This is a genomic window from Spirosoma aerophilum, assembly GCF_054782495.1.
The window spans coordinates 25,902-42,719 of sequence record NZ_BAAGSJ010000022.1 but is presented as its reverse complement, the minus strand read 5'-3'; the positions used below and the strand labels follow the sequence as shown (position 1 = coordinate 42,719).

The 16,818-nt window shown below is 38.2% G+C and carries 12 protein-coding genes; 10 read left to right on the top strand and 2 right to left on the bottom strand.

From position 1 onward, the window contains the following. The first annotated feature begins 1,996 nt into the window (after positions 1 to 1,996). The 9 genes from ACYVK4_RS26035 to ACYVK4_RS25995 all read left to right on the top strand — a co-directional run bounded on the left by ACYVK4_RS26035 (position 1,997) and on the right by ACYVK4_RS25995 (position 11,980). Positions 1,997 to 2,773, top strand: coding sequence for a WecB/TagA/CpsF family glycosyltransferase (locus ACYVK4_RS26035; RefSeq protein ID WP_461130503.1), 777 nt, complete (start codon positions 1,997 to 1,999; stop codon positions 2,771 to 2,773). Between the two features lie 59 nt (positions 2,774 to 2,832). Continuing rightward, entirely contained in the window at positions 2,833 to 3,609 is a 777-nt protein-coding gene (locus ACYVK4_RS26030) for a polysaccharide biosynthesis/export family protein (protein ID WP_461130502.1), read from the top strand. An 18-nt stretch (positions 3,610 to 3,627) separates the two neighbouring features. Next, positions 3,628 to 5,916: a GumC family protein gene (locus tag ACYVK4_RS26025; protein WP_461130501.1), complete on the top strand. Its 2,289-nt coding sequence runs from the start codon at positions 3,628 to 3,630 to the stop codon at positions 5,914 to 5,916. A 68-nt stretch (positions 5,917 to 5,984) separates the two neighbouring features. Continuing rightward, a complete protein-coding gene (locus ACYVK4_RS26020) occupies positions 5,985 to 6,650 on the top strand; it encodes a sugar transferase (RefSeq protein ID WP_461130500.1) in 666 nt (221 codons plus the stop codon). A gap of 52 nt (positions 6,651 to 6,702) precedes the next feature. Next, the gene (locus ACYVK4_RS26015) at positions 6,703 to 8,139 is read left to right on the top strand and encodes a lipopolysaccharide biosynthesis protein (RefSeq protein WP_461130499.1); all 1,437 of its coding nucleotides are present in this window, start codon (positions 6,703 to 6,705) and stop codon (positions 8,137 to 8,139) included. Then, positions 8,136 to 9,395 carry an O-antigen ligase family protein gene (locus ACYVK4_RS26010; RefSeq protein WP_461130498.1) on the top strand — a complete coding sequence of 420 codons (1,260 nt, stop codon included), beginning with the start codon at positions 8,136 to 8,138 and terminating at the stop codon, positions 9,393 to 9,395. The genes ACYVK4_RS26015 and ACYVK4_RS26010 overlap by 4 nt, the downstream gene beginning before the upstream one ends. Continuing rightward, on the top strand, positions 9,392 to 10,390 hold the full coding sequence (locus ACYVK4_RS26005) for a glycosyltransferase family 2 protein (protein ID WP_461130497.1): 999 nt from the start codon (positions 9,392 to 9,394) through the stop codon (positions 10,388 to 10,390). Before ACYVK4_RS26010 ends, ACYVK4_RS26005 begins: the two co-directional genes overlap by 4 nt. Positions 10,391 to 10,587: 197 nt before the next feature. After that, positions 10,588 to 10,944, top strand: coding sequence for a serine O-acetyltransferase (locus ACYVK4_RS26000; RefSeq protein WP_461130496.1), 357 nt, complete (start codon positions 10,588 to 10,590; stop codon positions 10,942 to 10,944). Beyond that, positions 10,931 to 11,980: a glycosyltransferase family 4 protein gene (locus tag ACYVK4_RS25995; protein ID WP_461130495.1), complete on the top strand. Its 1,050-nt coding sequence runs from the start codon at positions 10,931 to 10,933 to the stop codon at positions 11,978 to 11,980. Before ACYVK4_RS26000 ends, ACYVK4_RS25995 begins: the two co-directional genes overlap by 14 nt. A gap of 521 nt (positions 11,981 to 12,501) precedes the next feature. Here the strand turns inward: ACYVK4_RS25995 and ACYVK4_RS25990 are convergent. Beyond that, positions 12,502 to 14,121: a T9SS type A sorting domain-containing protein gene (locus ACYVK4_RS25990; protein WP_461130494.1), complete on the bottom strand. Its 1,620-nt coding sequence runs from the start codon at positions 14,119 to 14,121 to the stop codon at positions 12,502 to 12,504. Positions 14,122 to 15,417: 1,296 nt separating this feature from the next. Between ACYVK4_RS25990 and ACYVK4_RS25985 the strand changes: the two genes are divergently transcribed. Continuing rightward, complete coding sequence (locus ACYVK4_RS25985) at positions 15,418 to 15,660, top strand: TraR/DksA family transcriptional regulator (protein ID WP_461130493.1); 243 nt, start codon at positions 15,418 to 15,420, stop codon at positions 15,658 to 15,660. Between the two features lie 346 nt (positions 15,661 to 16,006). Here the strand turns inward: ACYVK4_RS25985 and ACYVK4_RS25980 are convergent, their stop codons facing one another. Beyond that, positions 16,007 to 16,597, bottom strand: coding sequence for a Fic family protein (locus ACYVK4_RS25980; protein ID WP_461130492.1), 591 nt, complete (start codon positions 16,595 to 16,597; stop codon positions 16,007 to 16,009). Positions 16,598 to 16,818 lie beyond the last annotated feature (221 nt).

The following is a 16,818-nucleotide window of genomic DNA, read 5'->3' as shown; positions in this document are numbered from 1 at the left end:
CCCGAAAATGTAGATTTCACTGATACAGGTTCTGAGCGTTTGAAGAGACGGATCTTTTTTTAATATTTGTCAAACGCCATTAGGCGCATACGTCTTTCTATAAGTACAATTCAAACTTGCTCTAATCCGTGACCAAATACTGTATGTTTCCTTGTTATGATTGATTGCTACCCAATGTTCGCAGAAGCAGATATCGATGCCAGCGGCTTGTAGATTGATAACTGCAAAAGTTGCCGTTTGCTTTCCCATACGAATTGACGATTATAGGGTGAAGTGGCTTTAGGAAATGCATGGATGGCTACAGATTTTTCTATTCGGGATTCTCTTTAGGAGAATACGAGTGAATTTAACAATTGCATTAATGAGGCTTGCTAAATTTTAAAACACCATTCAATCGACGAGCTTACTGCGGAATCCCTGGCATGATAAGAAAATTGCTCAAGCTAGCCTTTCTTATGATGTCATTAGTATTTAATAGCGCCAACGCAATCGAGGAATTTCATAGTAAGACAATCGTATCATAACGTATACAGAATGCCGTTAGAAAAAATTCATAAATCATCTAAACATATAATTATTATATGTCCATGAATTAATATAATTATTTACATGAAATCGCTTCTAGATTTAAAAAACATATAAATTATGTTAAACTTATTATAGATTTGAAAATAAATAACTAAATTTTTAAACACTTTATGATTAAATAGATATTGTTAATGTCCATATATTTGAATGCATTAATTTATAAATATTAAAATAATTTAACAGTAATATACAAAAAGAAGCTATTATTAATTTATTTTAATTAAAACCACTGTAAGTGGCTATGTATCGGGTGAATTTTATTAGTAGTGCCAAAATTAGTTACTCCTTGTACGTAAATTGATGGTTATAACAACCTGCATATCGCTTTTAATTTATCAGAATGTCCTGTTTTCAAATAAGTACATTTAGGAGGTTCACTTACATACAAAAGGAGCAGTATTAAGAAACTATTACCAAACCCATAGTAGCAGATATTACTATTTCATGATAAATTGACTTAATATAATACTTGCAAAATACCTGACAATTTAAGTTAAGAGTGTTTAAGGACTACATGGCCAGTTAAAACCCATACGTATATACGTATGGGTTTTAACTGGCCATGTAGTAAAGTATTGTACTTTATTAATAAGTGAAGAAATGTTTGTTTAGATAAGATTAGTTAAACTTAACCCGCTAGCTCAAAAGGGTTAAGTCAATATAAAACAACTCAAATTAGAGCTAAAAAATATTTCTATTTGAAAAGCTAACTCTAATCTGTCTTTCTATTTAATAAATCTAATTTCGTATAAATACTCAGCAATTATTCATTAAGCGTTTTGTTGAATGCTTTCAAGTGGAAACCTTTGACAACTTTACTCATATTGCTTTGATAATTGCCAAATATTAGTTGTTATACAGCTATTGCCTAATCGCTTTCAATTACCTCCTAATCTGCATAGAGCCTTAGCTAAAGCTCTATGATAAAGCCTTGAATATCAAATATTTGTTAATAATATGGATGAAATGTGCCAAGTGGTACTTATGGACAGATTGAGACGTCATTGACTTTAAAACAGAAGAGATCCATTCATCAACAATATTAAATTTTCAATTGAAAATTTAATCATAAAAAAACAAAAATAAACCATGTGAGTAACGGCGTGCTCTTAGTCAATATAGAGTATCTCTTATGCGTCATGGGCGAAATAGCAGCAGTTGGCCTAGTTATAGTTTCTGGTTCCTAGATGAGTTAGAAACGTGTTCAAATTTGATTCCCTCTGGTTGAAAAAGTTTTTGTATAATACTTTTTGTAAAAAGAACCTTAAGTTTAATTATATACTGCCTATTAAACTAATAGTTTAATTATAATTCCCCAGTCTTAAGTTTAGCTTAATTATAATCGTTTGTTTACGAAAATAGTGCATGTTTATTTTGTGACAGTTTTTGGACTATCCACTTAATTGTTATGTCTATATTTATTTCCAAGCCAGAGAACAAATCATCTCAATCTACGGTAATAAGCTTAAACATCAATTCAGGCACATACTGCCAGATTAAGGAAGAAGTAATAATGGCAGCTCGTGAAAGGCGCAACAGTACCATTTGTTTTGCGAATGTTCATATGGTGGTGGAGGCAACCCGAAATAAGTACTTCGCTAGCTGTGTTAATAATGCAACTTGGGTAGTTGCAGATGGAGTTCCGTTGGTCTGGGCAATCCGTGCTATTCATAAGCGTCACCAAGAACGAATTACAGGCTTAGATTTCTTACCAGATCTTCTAAAGCGCGCCAGTGAAGAGAACATATCCGTTTATTTTTACGGGAGCACCCTCAGTGTTCTTCACGAAACCCTTACTATTTGCCACAAGAAATATCCTAAGTTAACAATTGCGGGTACTTATTCCCCCCCTTTCCGGGAACTCACTATTGAAGAAGAAGATGTAATCGTTAATCGGATTGTTGATTCTGGTGCGCAACTAGTTTTTGTTGCTCTTGGATGTCCACGACAAGAGGTGTGGATCGATCGGATGAAACCCCGTATCCCCGGGGTATTATTAGGCATTGGCGGAGCGCTGCCCGTTCTGGCAGGTAAGTTTTCCCGAGCACCCTATTGGATGCAGAGATTTGGTTTAGAATGGCTCTTTCGGTTAGGCCAGGAGCCTAACCGACTATTCCGAAGGTATTTCACTACGAATACTTTATTCATTTTCTACCTTCTCCGTAAGCATCTACTAGTCAGGTAGTTAGTCTTTGTATTTTCACAATTCTCTTCACAAAAACTTTATGGTTTTAAGCTATACCCATGAATAAAATAACACAAGTACTAGTGTTTATAATAATTTCAGGTGTCTCAGTAAATTGTAGTTCTTCAAAACATATAGTACTGTTTCAAACGTCTAAGGTCGCTGATGATACACTAAGTTTGCCAGCTCCTTATGAGCAGAAAATCAAAGGAGGGGACAACCTGTCAATTCAAATTAATACCCTTAGTACGCAGGCTTCTGCTCTATTTAATTCTTATGCTCCAGTTCCCCAAAATGATCAATCTATTCTAACAAATTCATCGTCAACAGGCAGAGGATATCGGGTTAATCAAGACGGCTATATTACTATTCCAATTATTGAAAAAATAAAGGTAGAGGGTTTAACTAACTCCCAGGCAGAAACCCTCATTCTTGATAAATTAAAACCACAATTTAAAGAGTTAACCGTAAGTATTCGAAATCAGAATTTCCACATTTCCATTTTGGGAGAAGTGGCCCGTCCTGGCTTTTTCCCGATTAACAGTGAGCAAATTACTTTACCGGAAGCTTTAGGGTTAGCTGGTGACATTACTATTTACGGGCGTAGAACAAATGTACTGGTGATCAGGGAAGAAAATGGGCGAAAAGTCTTTACAAAGGTCGATATGACACAACGTGACCTATTTCGCTCTTCATACTATTACCTGCATTCAAATGATGTTATTTATGTTGAGCCTAGTAAAGTTCGACTTGCCAGTACAGACCGTATTTATCTGATTACTCCACTTATTGTTGGTGCGCTTACTGCTTTAGCCATATTCTTTACTAGGTTCTAATTAGAAAAATTTATTAGTATGACTCACTCGCCGGCAGTAATTCATCAAATTCAAGAACCAAAAAATTTATTTTTCGAGGATCTTATAAGTCGCTCTCTCCAAAAATGGTATTGGTTTTTGGTGGCTTTGGTAATTTCGACGAGTCTAGGCTACTTATTTATTCTTTATAAACAGCCAGTTTATCAGATTAATGCAAAATTATTAATCAAAGATCAGCAAAGTGGGGTCGAGGAGATTAATTCTTTTAAAGAATCTCAACCTGTTTCACCAAAGAAAAATATTGAAAATGAAATAGAGGTTTTACATTCATCATTTTTAATGAAGCGGGTTGTTGAAAAATTAAACCTCCCTATTCACTATTATGAGGTTAATAGCTTAGTAAACAGAGAGGTGTACGAAGGAATACCCTTTACTATCAAGGTTATCAAAGCCACTCCACTTATATATGATAAAGCAATCGAAATATCTCTAACAGCTACGAATACAGTTCGTATTGATAGTCTGGAATATCCAATTCAACAGGAAATTCAAACTAATATTGGCACATTACTTATTTCCGCCAATCAATCAAATTCAACAAAAAATCGGCCATTAAAGGTGCGATTTGTGCCAATTGAACAGCAGGTATTAGAGCTGTTGCAAAAGCTTAAAATAGAACACATTGGCAAAAACTCATCCGTTATTCAACTTACCATTGAAGATGTTATTCCGTCCAGAGGAGAAGCTATACTAACACAACTTCTCAAGGAATATAAACAGGCTGCTTTACTGAACAGGAATGAATTAATGGCTAGTTCATTGAATTTCATTGACCTGCGCGTCCAAGGTCTTTCTGCTGATGTAGCTCGGTTAGAGCAACAAGTAGAATCTTATAAGACAACACATAATATTACCGATTTGAGTAATCAGGCTGATTATACCTTAAAAACAATGCAGGATAATGATGCCCAGATTAATCAGGTAGCGATTCAACTTGCCAACCTTGATGATCTTGAAAAATACATAAAAAACCAAACGGGAAAACAGGGTATAGCACCTGCTATTTTTGGACTGCAGGACAAGGTGCTACTTGGTTTGATTGAACGATTAGGCCAACTTGAGCGTGAGCGTGCTGATCTTGAAAAACTCACTTCAGATCAAAACTTTTTAGTGCAAAATCTGGTGAGCCAGATTAAGTCGACTCGGTTGAATATTCAGGAAAATATTCAAACTATGCGCGTTATGCTTAGCAGTTCAAAGCAGCAATTAGTAAGCCGTAATAACCTTTTAGAGACCAAAATCCGAAATATACCGCAACAGGAGCGAACATTGATTGACATTACCAGGCAGCAGGCTATTAAGAATGAATTATACACGTATTTACTAAAAAAAAGGGAGGAAACAACAGTTGCATTAGGTGCAACCTTATCGGATAACCTTATTATTGACCTTCCCCAATCAACTCTTACCCCCACTAAACCGGTAAAACCGCTGGTGTTTGGTTTTTTTATTTTAATTGGATTCGTTTGCCCAGTTTTAGTTATTGCTGGACAGAAAATTCTGAATAAGCGAATTCATCAGCGAAGAGACGTTGAAGAACAAACAATTGTCCCAATTCTAGGTGAACTTGTTAGGTACCCGTCGACCAAATCACTGGTCATCACCCACACTGAAAATTCAATTATTTCAGAACAAATTCGAAGCTTAAGAGCTAATCTTCAGTTGATGCAAAGCCAGACTTCGGAAAGCTTGGTTTTACTGACAACCTCCAGCATTAGTGGAGAAGGAAAAACATTTCTTTCACAAAATTTAGGAGCGAGTTTGGCATTGGCCAATTTTCCAACCGTGCTGGTTGAAATGGATCTACGTAACCCCAGGCTTCACCAGGCGTTAGGTCTTTCTAATAAAAAAGGCATAAGTGATTATTTAAAAGGAGAATGTGAGCTTGATGAAATTCTTCAACCCATTCCTGGTTATGATCAGTTCTTCCTGGTACCCAGCGGCTTGGCAGGCAGTTCGGCAGCTGAGCTTCTATGCACTCCTCGATTAGGGCAATTACTGAATTTATTAAAACAACGCTTTGCGTTTGTCTTGATTGACACTCCTCCAGTAGGTATTATTTCTGATGCCCAACTCTTAGCTCCATTTGCTGATATTACTTTGTTTGTCGTAAGGCATGACATTACCCCTAAAAATTGCATTAAAATAATTAATTGTCTAAACGAAGAGAAGCGTTTTCCAAAACCTCTAATTGTTTTAAATGCTGTACCTGAGGATGCTTTATACCATCTTAATTACAGCTATAAATACACGCACTACTCCTCCTAGGTTAAAGGTAATACCGATACCCAGGTATCCATAATCTGAATGTATCATCACACTTATTATTAATGATTATGTTGACCCAAACCCGACCAAGTAGTACCTACATTGAGCCACCCAATATTTTCCCTCATTCAAAAGTTAATGACGGCTATGTTACAAAACGCTTGTTTGACTTAACGGGGTCAATTGTAGTTTTCCTTTTATTATTAATCTGGTTGATACCAATCATCAGTCTACTTATTTATATAAGCTCGCCTGGGCCTGTGTTTTTTGTTCAGGTTCGCACAGGTAAAAATGGCCAGATCTTCCAATGTTATAAGTTTAGGTCAATGTATATCAATGGGCAGGAGTCCTTTAAACAAGCTCAAAAATGCGATCCGAGAATAACACCAATCGGTCGATGGCTTAGAAAAAATAATCTGGATGAGTTACCACAATTTTTAAACGTTCTGATGGGTGACATGAGTCTGATCGGGCCTCGTCCTCATCCACTTCAGCTAGATGCTCAGTTTTGGCACGAAATCCCATTTTACGGAAAGCGGTATCAAGTTTATCCTGGTATAACCGGGTTAGCGCAGGCAAAAGGTGCTCGTGGTATTACAGACCATCCGTTGAAGATGAAGCACCGAGTAAAGTATGATCTTTTCTATCAAAAGCATCAGTGTTTAGCGCTTGACGTAGCGATATGCTGGTGGACTATCACCAGCATGGTAAAAAAGAATGAGAATGCCTGGTAGTCACTCAGCCTAGTCAGAATTATCCACACATTGTCTATAATAACGTTAATCCATGATTAAAGCGCACAGCCTGATCTATTTAGCGGGTCGGAGCGTATCAGGCCTGCTAAGTTTCTTGACCGTTTCGATATACACCCGGCTTCTTTCTCCACATGAATATGGAGGGTATGCCCTCATTGGCGCCAGTGTAGCTATGATGAATATGCTGTTTTATTTCTGGCAGCGAGTAGCACTAATTCGTTTTTTACCAACACGCGTTGGCAACCCTGAACCGCTGTATGCCAGTTCGGCTATCGGCTATTTGGGAGCCTGTCTACTAACCGGACTAATCGTTTTGCCTACTATTGTGTTGGGACAAATACAAGGCTTGTCTATAACCCTTGTTTTGACAGGTCTTATACTTCTATGGTCTGAAGCATTATTTGAGTTAACACTAGAGTTTTTTCGAGCTCGTCTGTCACCCGGTAAGTACGCCATCTATGGAACCCTGAAAGCATTGCTGGCATTAAGCGTAGGTTCCTTGTTGGTCTGGCAACATCTCAGCATTTTGGGCGTACTGTTGGGCCTTATTGCAGCAAACATAATTATTCTTAGTCTGGGAGCCCGTCCATTTCTAATTCAGTTGTTTGCCAGTATTCGCTCGTTTCAACCAACTGTAAACAAGGAGTTCTTAAAGTATGGATTACCCTTCACAGCTTCGTTCGCTTTCGGTTGCATATTAAACTTATCAGATCGCTATTTTATTTCCTATTATATTGGAAAAGCCGATACAGGTTATTATTCAGTTGGTTATGAACTCGCCCGACAGAGTATTTGGGTAGTTATGCAAGCTATCAATCTGGCGTTCTATCCTATCATTATCCGCACGCTCGACCAAGAAGGTTACGTGGCTGCGAATGTTAAACTCGAAATTAACTTTCTGTTACTAATTGGCGTCGCTGCTCCTATTGCGTTTGGTATTTCAGCTTTGGCCGATCCGATATCCAGTTTATTTGTGGGACCAAACTATAATAATCAGGTAGCCCATATTATTCCATTATCGGCACTCTCGGCGGTAGTTTCAGGTTTATATGGGTTCTATTTTGTTCAGACCTTCCAACTTGGTCGTAAGACATACCTGCAATTTTGGCCCGTTGCAATAGCTGCAGCAGTTCATATTAGCCTGAATTTCTGGTGGATTCCGATGTATGGCACTACAGGAGCTTTATCATCCACCATTGTTTGTGACACGTTGGTTCTGATAATTAGCTTCTTTTTTAGTAAAGGGTCATATAGAATGCCAATTCCCTGGCGGAAAGCCAGTTTGCTAATATTTGCCGCCGGCCTGATGTCTCAGGCTGTTTTATATCTCAAACCGTACTGCCCATCCCAATATCAAATACCGGTTATGGTGCTTTTCGGCTCGTTCTGTTATGGTACGCTGTTGATCGTTTTCCGACTTTTAGACTGGCGGATATTCACGAAAACGTTATCTCGTAAATCGATATGATTAAAACGGATGTACTACCTACAGCATGGGAGAAGCTGTTCGCCATGGTTGGATTATTCTGTTTTAGCGGTGCGGTGCAACGGTTATTTATGGTTGGTACCGGCGATGTGATCGACGCCAGTGCGGGTAACCCTGCTTTTCAGGTCCTATGGTTTAGTATTTACGGTCTAACACTTTGCCTATTACTTTTTAAAACCCGGGCCCTTCCAACTGTCCTGAATTTTAACCCATTAATTCTTGTCTTTCTGCTCTACCTGGCAGGATCAGTCTTTTGGAGCCAGGCATTAGAGATTACAGTGCGGAGAACGACCGGTATATGGGGGCCAACCTTGTTTGCCTTTTATTTAATCTGTCGATTTGAACTAGCGTCCCTACTAAAACTAACAGCACTTGCCTTGAGCTTGGCCGCTATTGGCAGCTTATTGTTTGGCTTTATTTTGCCTGAGCAGGGTATTATGCATGATGAATCGCCGGAGCTACAGGGAGCCTGGTGCGGTTTGTTTACCCACAAAAACTCGTTGGGTCAGGTGATGCTTGGGAACGCCATTATTAACCTGGCCTTATGGCGACTGAAGAACGTAAAACTAGCCCTGGTGGGTTTGCTTCTGGCAGTTGTACTGATCATTCTGTCACGGTCTACTACCTCACTTATTCTATTGTCCATAGCCTTTACGTTTCCACTCCTACAACGATTTTTGCATAGCCCTGTAAAAATTCAATACATAGCTTTTATACTGATTTTCAGTTTGGTTATAGCACTGGCAATTGTTGATACCTCAGCAGAAAACATAATTGTAAAATTAACCGGTAAAGACTTGACGTTTACTGGTCGGGTTGACCTATGGGATATGGTTGTCAAGAGCATGAGCGAGAAACCGTTGACAGGATATGGCTACGGTGCCTTCTGGTTAGGGGAAGTAGGCGAATCAGGAAAAATAAACTCAGTACTTGATTTAACCTATGACACAGCGCACAACGGTTATCTCGACATGATGCTTGATTTAGGTATTATTGGTTTGCTGCTTTTCTTGATTACTTTTCTGACATATCTAGTGAGCTTTTTCACCAATTTTTTTATTCAACGAAAAGAAGAGTATTACTGGGGATTCACTTTTTTATTTATTCAACTGGTTTATAATTTCTTCGAGGGAAATTTAGTAAAGCCTAACAACCTTTTCTGGATTTTATTTTTATTCGTTATCACCAGCTATCATATAACATTTGTGAAAACTACTCGACCTTACCAGCTTGTATGATCTCTATTATTATTATCGGAAGAAACATCGAATCAACAGCTGAAGTCTGCTTCAGAAGTCTATTTGACTCCTTACAATATGCAGCATTAACTGATTATGAAATACTGTATATAGATTCGTCATCGACAGATAAAACGCTCGATATTGTCAAAAGTTATCCCTCAATTCGAGTTTTCAAAATTGAGAAAAATTATAACGCGGCTGGGGCTCGGAATATTGGTGCTCATGAAGCAAATGGCGACTACTTAATCTTTCTGGATGGAGATATGGAGCTTCAGCCGGAGTTTTTGGCAAGTCGTTTGTTAGACTCGACTGGCCAGCCGCAATACGATTATGTTTCTGGCGACTTAATGAATTATTTCTACGAAAATAATACGTTCAAGTTCATCAATAAAGCACCCTATTTCGGCATTTTGTTAAACGAAGACAAAACAGAAACCGTTGTTGGGGGTCTATTTGCTATTAGAAAAAAAACATTTCAGTCCGTTGGTGGTATGAATGTTTCTTACAAACGGTGCGAAGACTATGATTTTGGCCTTCGTTTGGCAAAAAGAAATATTTTACTGAAACGTCTAAGAGGAATATTTGTCAATCACCATACGGTAAGCTATATCGACATCAACCGGATGAAAGGAATGATGAGAAATGGTGATTTCTTGTATGTCGGATTACTTAACCGGGAACACCTGCTAAATCCACATTTTTGGAAAATCTTTATTAGGTATAGCTACTCCTGCATTGGCTTATTTTTATGTTTATGTATAACTCCTTTTTTAGGCCTTGTTGGTCTTTTACCCTATGTGTTATTAATTTCTGCGAAATCTTATTTTCAGCGGGTTAAGATAAATCACAGCTTCTACGGTTATTTCCTGTATTTCCTTCTACGTGATATCCAGGAGTTAGCAGGTACTTTTTTCTTCTATCCAAAGAAAAATACAGCTGTTATCTATCAGGAGGTAATATACGATGCGGCAATGCCTCAAAAAGGGAGATAATTTCACCAATTTAAAAAATACATGCCTATATAAATTATACTATAAACAAAATGGCGAACCCGTTATTTTCTGAAATAAAATTTATCAAAAACAACCCGAAGGGTCTATTTTTCCTATTAGCTTTTCGGAGTAGTTCTTTCTTTACAAAGAACAGAGTCTTACGAATAATTGGCTTTCCTATTAGGATTTGTTATAAAATGTTTGTCCAATGGATACTAGGTATTGATGTTCCAGATACAACGTCAATTGGGCGTAATTTTAACATGTTTCATGGAAGCGGTTTAGTGATAAATAGCAATGCTATTATAGGAGAGAACGTAATAGTCCGTCATAACACAACCATTGGGACTGCCCGCAATAACGGAGGCAGTCCAAGAATTGGAAACAACGTAAATATTGGTGCTAATTCTGTCATTATCGGTGATATTAAAATAGGAAATTATTCAATTATTGCGGCAGGCAGCGTCGTTATACGCGATGTGCCGGAAAATGTAATCGTTGCAGGAAATCCTGCAAGCGTTGTGAAAAACTTGAAATTATATGAAACAATATAAAGTTATTACTATTGCAACCAGCAGTCAAACACGAGGTGGCATTACATCTGTCATTAATGCTTATCGGCAAACTGCCCTTTGGAAGGACTGGAACATGGTTTGGATTGAAACTCATATCGACCGATCAAAAGTGGCTAAGTTATGGATGTTGATAAAAGCAATATTCATTTTACTCTATCATTTACCATCGGCAAATTTGATTCATCTTCACTTTAGTGAGCCGGTATCCGCTATTCGAAAAATGCTATTTGTCTTTCTAATAAAGCTGTTCAATAAGAAGCTGCTCGTACATTTTCACGCCTTTAGCACTACCACAACCATCCATAGCAAATTTAGTTTTTCGTATAAATATATCTTCAAAAGCGCTGACAAGATTATTGTCCTTTCTAAATATTGGGAACAAGAAGTGGTAAATAAATGGCCCTTTCTGGCCGATAAACTGGCTGTTGTATACAATCCTTGTACTGAAGTAAAACCAGTAGAAACCGAACGTCAGAACAATATTTTATTCGCCGGAACGGTCAATCAACGTAAAGGCTATAAAGATTTGATCAAAGCCTTTGCTGCGGTAAAAAACAGTCACCCTGATTGGAAATTGGTGTTTGCTGGCAATGGCGAGATAGGAGCGGCTAGGCAATTGGTAAAAAAGTTAAATATTGAAGAAAATGTTACATTCCTTGGCTGGGTAAGCGGTTTTGAAAAAATTGTGGCATTCAGCCGATCATCAATTTTCTGTCTTCCAAGTTATGCGGAGGGCTTTCCCATGGCTGTGCTCGATGCATTTTCCTATGGCTTGCCAGTTATTACTACACCTGTCGGCGGCCTTCCAGACCTGCTCACTGATACTAAAAATGCACTCATTTACCAAGTCGGCGACATTGAAGCTTTGTCAAATTGCCTAACCAAATGCATCACGGATCTACCCCTAAGGACCGCTTTATCAGAAGCCTCGATCAACCTTTCTACTACTACGCTAAACCTTGCGACTATTGTCAAAGCGGTAGACAGTATTTACCGAGAAGTACTGTCTCAGTAATGATTACCAATAAAACAGTTGATAGTTATTATTTACTTGATAAAATCAAATTGCAAAGAAATTACAAATCAGGATAGTTCATGAAGGCCATGGCCCCAACTCAATCGCTAAACAATATAATTTCGTCCTTTACAAGCTACCATCTATAAAACTCTGACAAAGTAACTTTTGTTCTTGACGCTTTTTTCAAATATCCCATTAAATTACACGGAGTAGGTAATGTACTTTAGCGATTAACGGCCAATGAAAAATTAAGCTAAATCGAAAATCATTCCACCGTCCACAGGCACAGCACGCTAAAATTATTCTCTACACAGTAAAAAAATATTTCGATTTAAAGTCAGCAAAATATCACATTAGTATTTAGATTAAAAGCGAGTTAATCTATTCTAAAACACTTTAACGGTCTCCCATGTGAGCAATAGCTTCAATTAGACTATATAGTTAATTAACAACATACATAATATACATTAAAAGTTAAATGGATCGCATGTCAACTAAGCAAAGCAGGACCATTCAACTCAATATGTTTTACTTATCAACAAAAGCTTTGTTATCATGTTTTTGTTATAATTTAATCCTACTATATAACGCCCTTCTTTTAACTCTTCAACCATAAATTCTTCACTTTGGATATTACCATTTCCAATGACTTGAATGTTATTCAGAACTTCCCCATTCATATTATAAATTGACAAATAAGCTTTTTGTCCTTTTACAAGTTTAAACTTAACCTTTAGTTGTGACGCGGCGGGATTTGGCGTAAGCAATATACAATCAATTAATGAATTGTCAAGTTGACTAAGTGATTCAAAAGTTGTATTTTCATTGATTTTAGGGTAAATGGCAGGGACCGAAGTACTCTCATTCACTCTCATACTTGGCAAATCTTGTTTAGGTTTAAAATACTTTATATTATCCCCGATTCTTGCATTCAAATTTTCAAAAGCGCCAATATCTGGCAGTTTTCCAATGGGTCGTTTAGTTAACTCAATATCCGTCTGACTATAGAATGTTGGGTTGCCTGCGTCAATCGTAGCGCTTGTATTATATGTATGAAAATCAGCTTGGAGGCTTTTATTCGCTGTTATAAATAAAGGATCTTTGTTTATACAGCTTGAGTTGTTTAAAATAGCAGTTGTTCCATTGAAATGTAGATTATTATAATATTGTACGTTCTTGTTATTATATGAGTTATTAATCATTTTACCAGACGGAGCGTATAAAATGTTGTTAATAACTTTAACATTATTACTACTATTGGCAAGAATTTGTCCGCTGTTTATTTCAGGACTTTGATTATTTAGGTACGCAGTATTATTTATAATATCTATATTTTCACTTAAAAACGTATGAATCCCTGAACCCCCATTGTACCAAACAATATTATTTTCAATTAAAGTTTTCCCTTTGTAGGCGTTTAATGTTGAGCCATTTTGCGTATTACGCGAATCATCTATGATTATCCCATTACCATCTTGAACTAAACAGTTAAAACTGGGATTTGGCACATAATTTATATTGTTAAAGCATTTATTTCTTCTAATAAAATTTTTACAAGAAGTAACATTATCAAAATTCCATAATTGATAAATAGATATACCACTACTTCCGTAGATTGAATACCAACAATTATTATAAATAATATTGTCTTCTATAATAATACAATCTGATTGATTTACACCGATTCCACCTCCGCCACAATCATGAATCAAATTTTTCGAAAAAACTAAATGATGAGAATGCTTGTCCTTCTGCTTAGTAACGCCAATTCCATTACCGTTGAACCTAGCATCTACTATCGACGTATTTGCATTATTACAACTTCCAGGCTGAACAAGTGCGTCTTTTAAAGAGACTTGAGAATTATTACCTTCTATATCAAAACCAATAATTTTTATGTAGCTTGCTCCATTTACAATAGCGATACCTTGCCATCCATCAAATTTGATTTTTGGATGGTGGCCGGGGTAGTTTATAAATACGATGTATGCATTTGCCTTTCCGCTATTCTTGATTTCAATAGTGTTGCATCCAGCACATATATTCGAATAAGTCCCATTCATGAAATAAACAGTATCTCCGGGACTTGTAGCATTGATAACTCCTTGGTAGTCATTTTTCGGTTTGGAAACCTCCAATCCATTATTGTTATTACTCCCTAGTGGACTAACGTAGTATGTAATACCAAGGCATTTGGTTGCATACGATAATATTATTATGATACTAATTATTAGAAATTTCATTTGTAAATTATTTATATTAAACGCCACTAAAGTAAATAATAAATATATGTTTTTAATAATTTATATACATTTATTTACGTGAAGGAAGATGTTGATGTTTCCGAACCTACCTTGTACTGGGCCGTCTTTTCCCTGTGCTAGGTAATCGTTATACTGTCTGTAGGATTGAATGATATTAACTGGATAACCGCGCAGACTCGGGTTATTGCGGTTTGGATGCCCAACCCAAATACTGTAAACGAATCGTCTTGGTCATGTTATTGGGTGAGTATTGATGAGGTAGAGAGGCAAACGTTGTACGACAGTATGTCGAACGTACCGACCAGAGTACAGGAAGTCATCAAGGACCGGATTGATATAATCAATATTTTATGTACACCGAGATTATTACTGTGCAATACCCATCTATTCTTAAAGAAATTCATTTTCAGACACTCTTCTAAATCGAATAGTTCTGCATACTTCTTCGTTAGACTATGGTTTAGATAACGCCCGTTCAAAGAGATAAGTAGAGTAGCTGTTCTAGCAAAGTCATTCTGTTCGAGAGTCGGTCTCAAATTGTCATCTCACTAAACAAAATCAGAATCTCAAATTTTAACTGAGTTTGTGAGACTGATACTCCCCCAAATGACGGCACCGGCCCGTCCGGGGAGCCGGTACCGGCCGGTGTAGAATCGTGAATTATCCGCTCGGATGTCACCATCTTCTTCGCCACAACCACCCTATATTGATCATAGGCTTTACGTCGTCTTTTTTATGCGGGGTCGTTTGGGCCTAGTGGGCTTGGCAGGTTGTTGAGGAGTTGAGGGAGTGGGCTGAGTTGGGGTTGGTTTATCCAGGTTCATGATCAGGTTATATTTAGTCAAGCTAACCTATTTCAGTCTATATGGTTTGGCCAATCTAGGTTTCGGCTGACGGGTATTTACTCGTAGTTTGGCAAAGCTGAGTTAGCTGATTAGAAGCGAGCCGTATAGAATTGCTTATTCCATGTAGCTGCTTGTCGAGGCATAAACCCGTTTCGGATAACTTAATTGATACCCTAAGTGAATCTAGTTAATTGATTAAAGATTTAATTCTAAATGTCTGAAGGTAAGTTCATTAGCTACAGTGGATTCCCTGTTTTATGACGCTGATTAGGGCACTATTCACCCGGATTTAGGGTTATTCTAGTAGCTATAAAATATTAATATTATGTACTGTAACCGATGTGGTGAGTTGATTCCCCAAGCTCGGCTGAAAGCGTTGCCAACGGCTAAAACCTGTGTGAATTGTTCACAAGCGCAACGGGTAGCGGGCTTCCCCCTGATTACGGGCAAAACGGAGTATTCGGCTCTTCAACTGGTATCACAGGCTGACGCCCAACAGCTACATGAAATGGGAGCCCGACGAGGCACTAGGGCCTCTACTTATATGAAACGGGAGAAGCGGAACTAGGATCAAGAATCCAATTTGGATACTGGTTTTGCGCTCGATTGACTCAGCTATCGGCTAACTCCTACACGAGTTGGCCGTTTTAGTGAAAGGGCTTACAACCCTGTATGATTCCATCAATCAGATGATTGATTCCCTGCTAATTCCATTCAACCAAGTTGGGGAAGGTTGTCGCATCGGCAGGGTCCTGTCGATGCGACAACCACTCTGTATATAAGGAATCCGGTTAGCCAACAAGCTTTTAGACATAAAGTGCTAAATATGTGCTATCCTAATTTGTCAATTTGCATTTTAATTGCCCCTACAGTTGCGCGCTTATTGTCACCAAAGATCCGAGTATAAAGGGGAGCTAGCTAAAGACCACCTTGTTTGATTGCCCAAGTATTTCTCCGCTAAGCCGATCGCATTCTAGTTGTAAAAAGGTAGTCAACTGTGAATACATAAAATCAAGCATCGGTTTTGGAGAGACTTGATGTCGGCTCTGCTCCAGGGCCTGAATATACGCCCGACGATCCTCAACAAACACTAAGCTCATCGGTAAGCCCTGGTAGTGCTGGACATAATTCATCAGCAGTCGAGCCAACCGACCATTACCATCCCCAAAGGGATGAATCCTCAACAGGTCGTAATGGGCTTGGAAAGACAGGTCGTACATTTGACGAATCGTTTTGGCAGCGGGTAGGGCGGTATTGATTTGCTTGACCAGTTTGTCAACGGCGGCAGGCACTTTTTTGGCTTCCAAAAATATCCGACCACTGGCCATCGCACCGTCAGTGCGAAACTCGCCCTGACTGGAATCGAAGCTATCCAGGAGAGTATAGGTGGGTCCACCGGTCTGGCGCATGATCAAAGCGGCAATGGTTTGAAGCCGGGCGCGGTTCAACGGCTCACGTTCAGAGGCCCAACTTACCATCTGCTGTTGGGCAAGTTGATGGTCCATTAGCATTAGATGGTGATGCCAAGGTTTACCCCCTGCTAGGAATCCCGTGCCCATAAAGCACTTCGTTTCTTCCAGGGAAAGCGTGCCCCCATCAATGGCCACGGAGTGATAGGTATGCATCAACTGATTATCTGCCTCATACTCCGACTTATGACTGACTAGATCACGATAGTGATTCAATAGAACGGGTAAAGTCTGGACTGATTGATTCGATAAGGTCA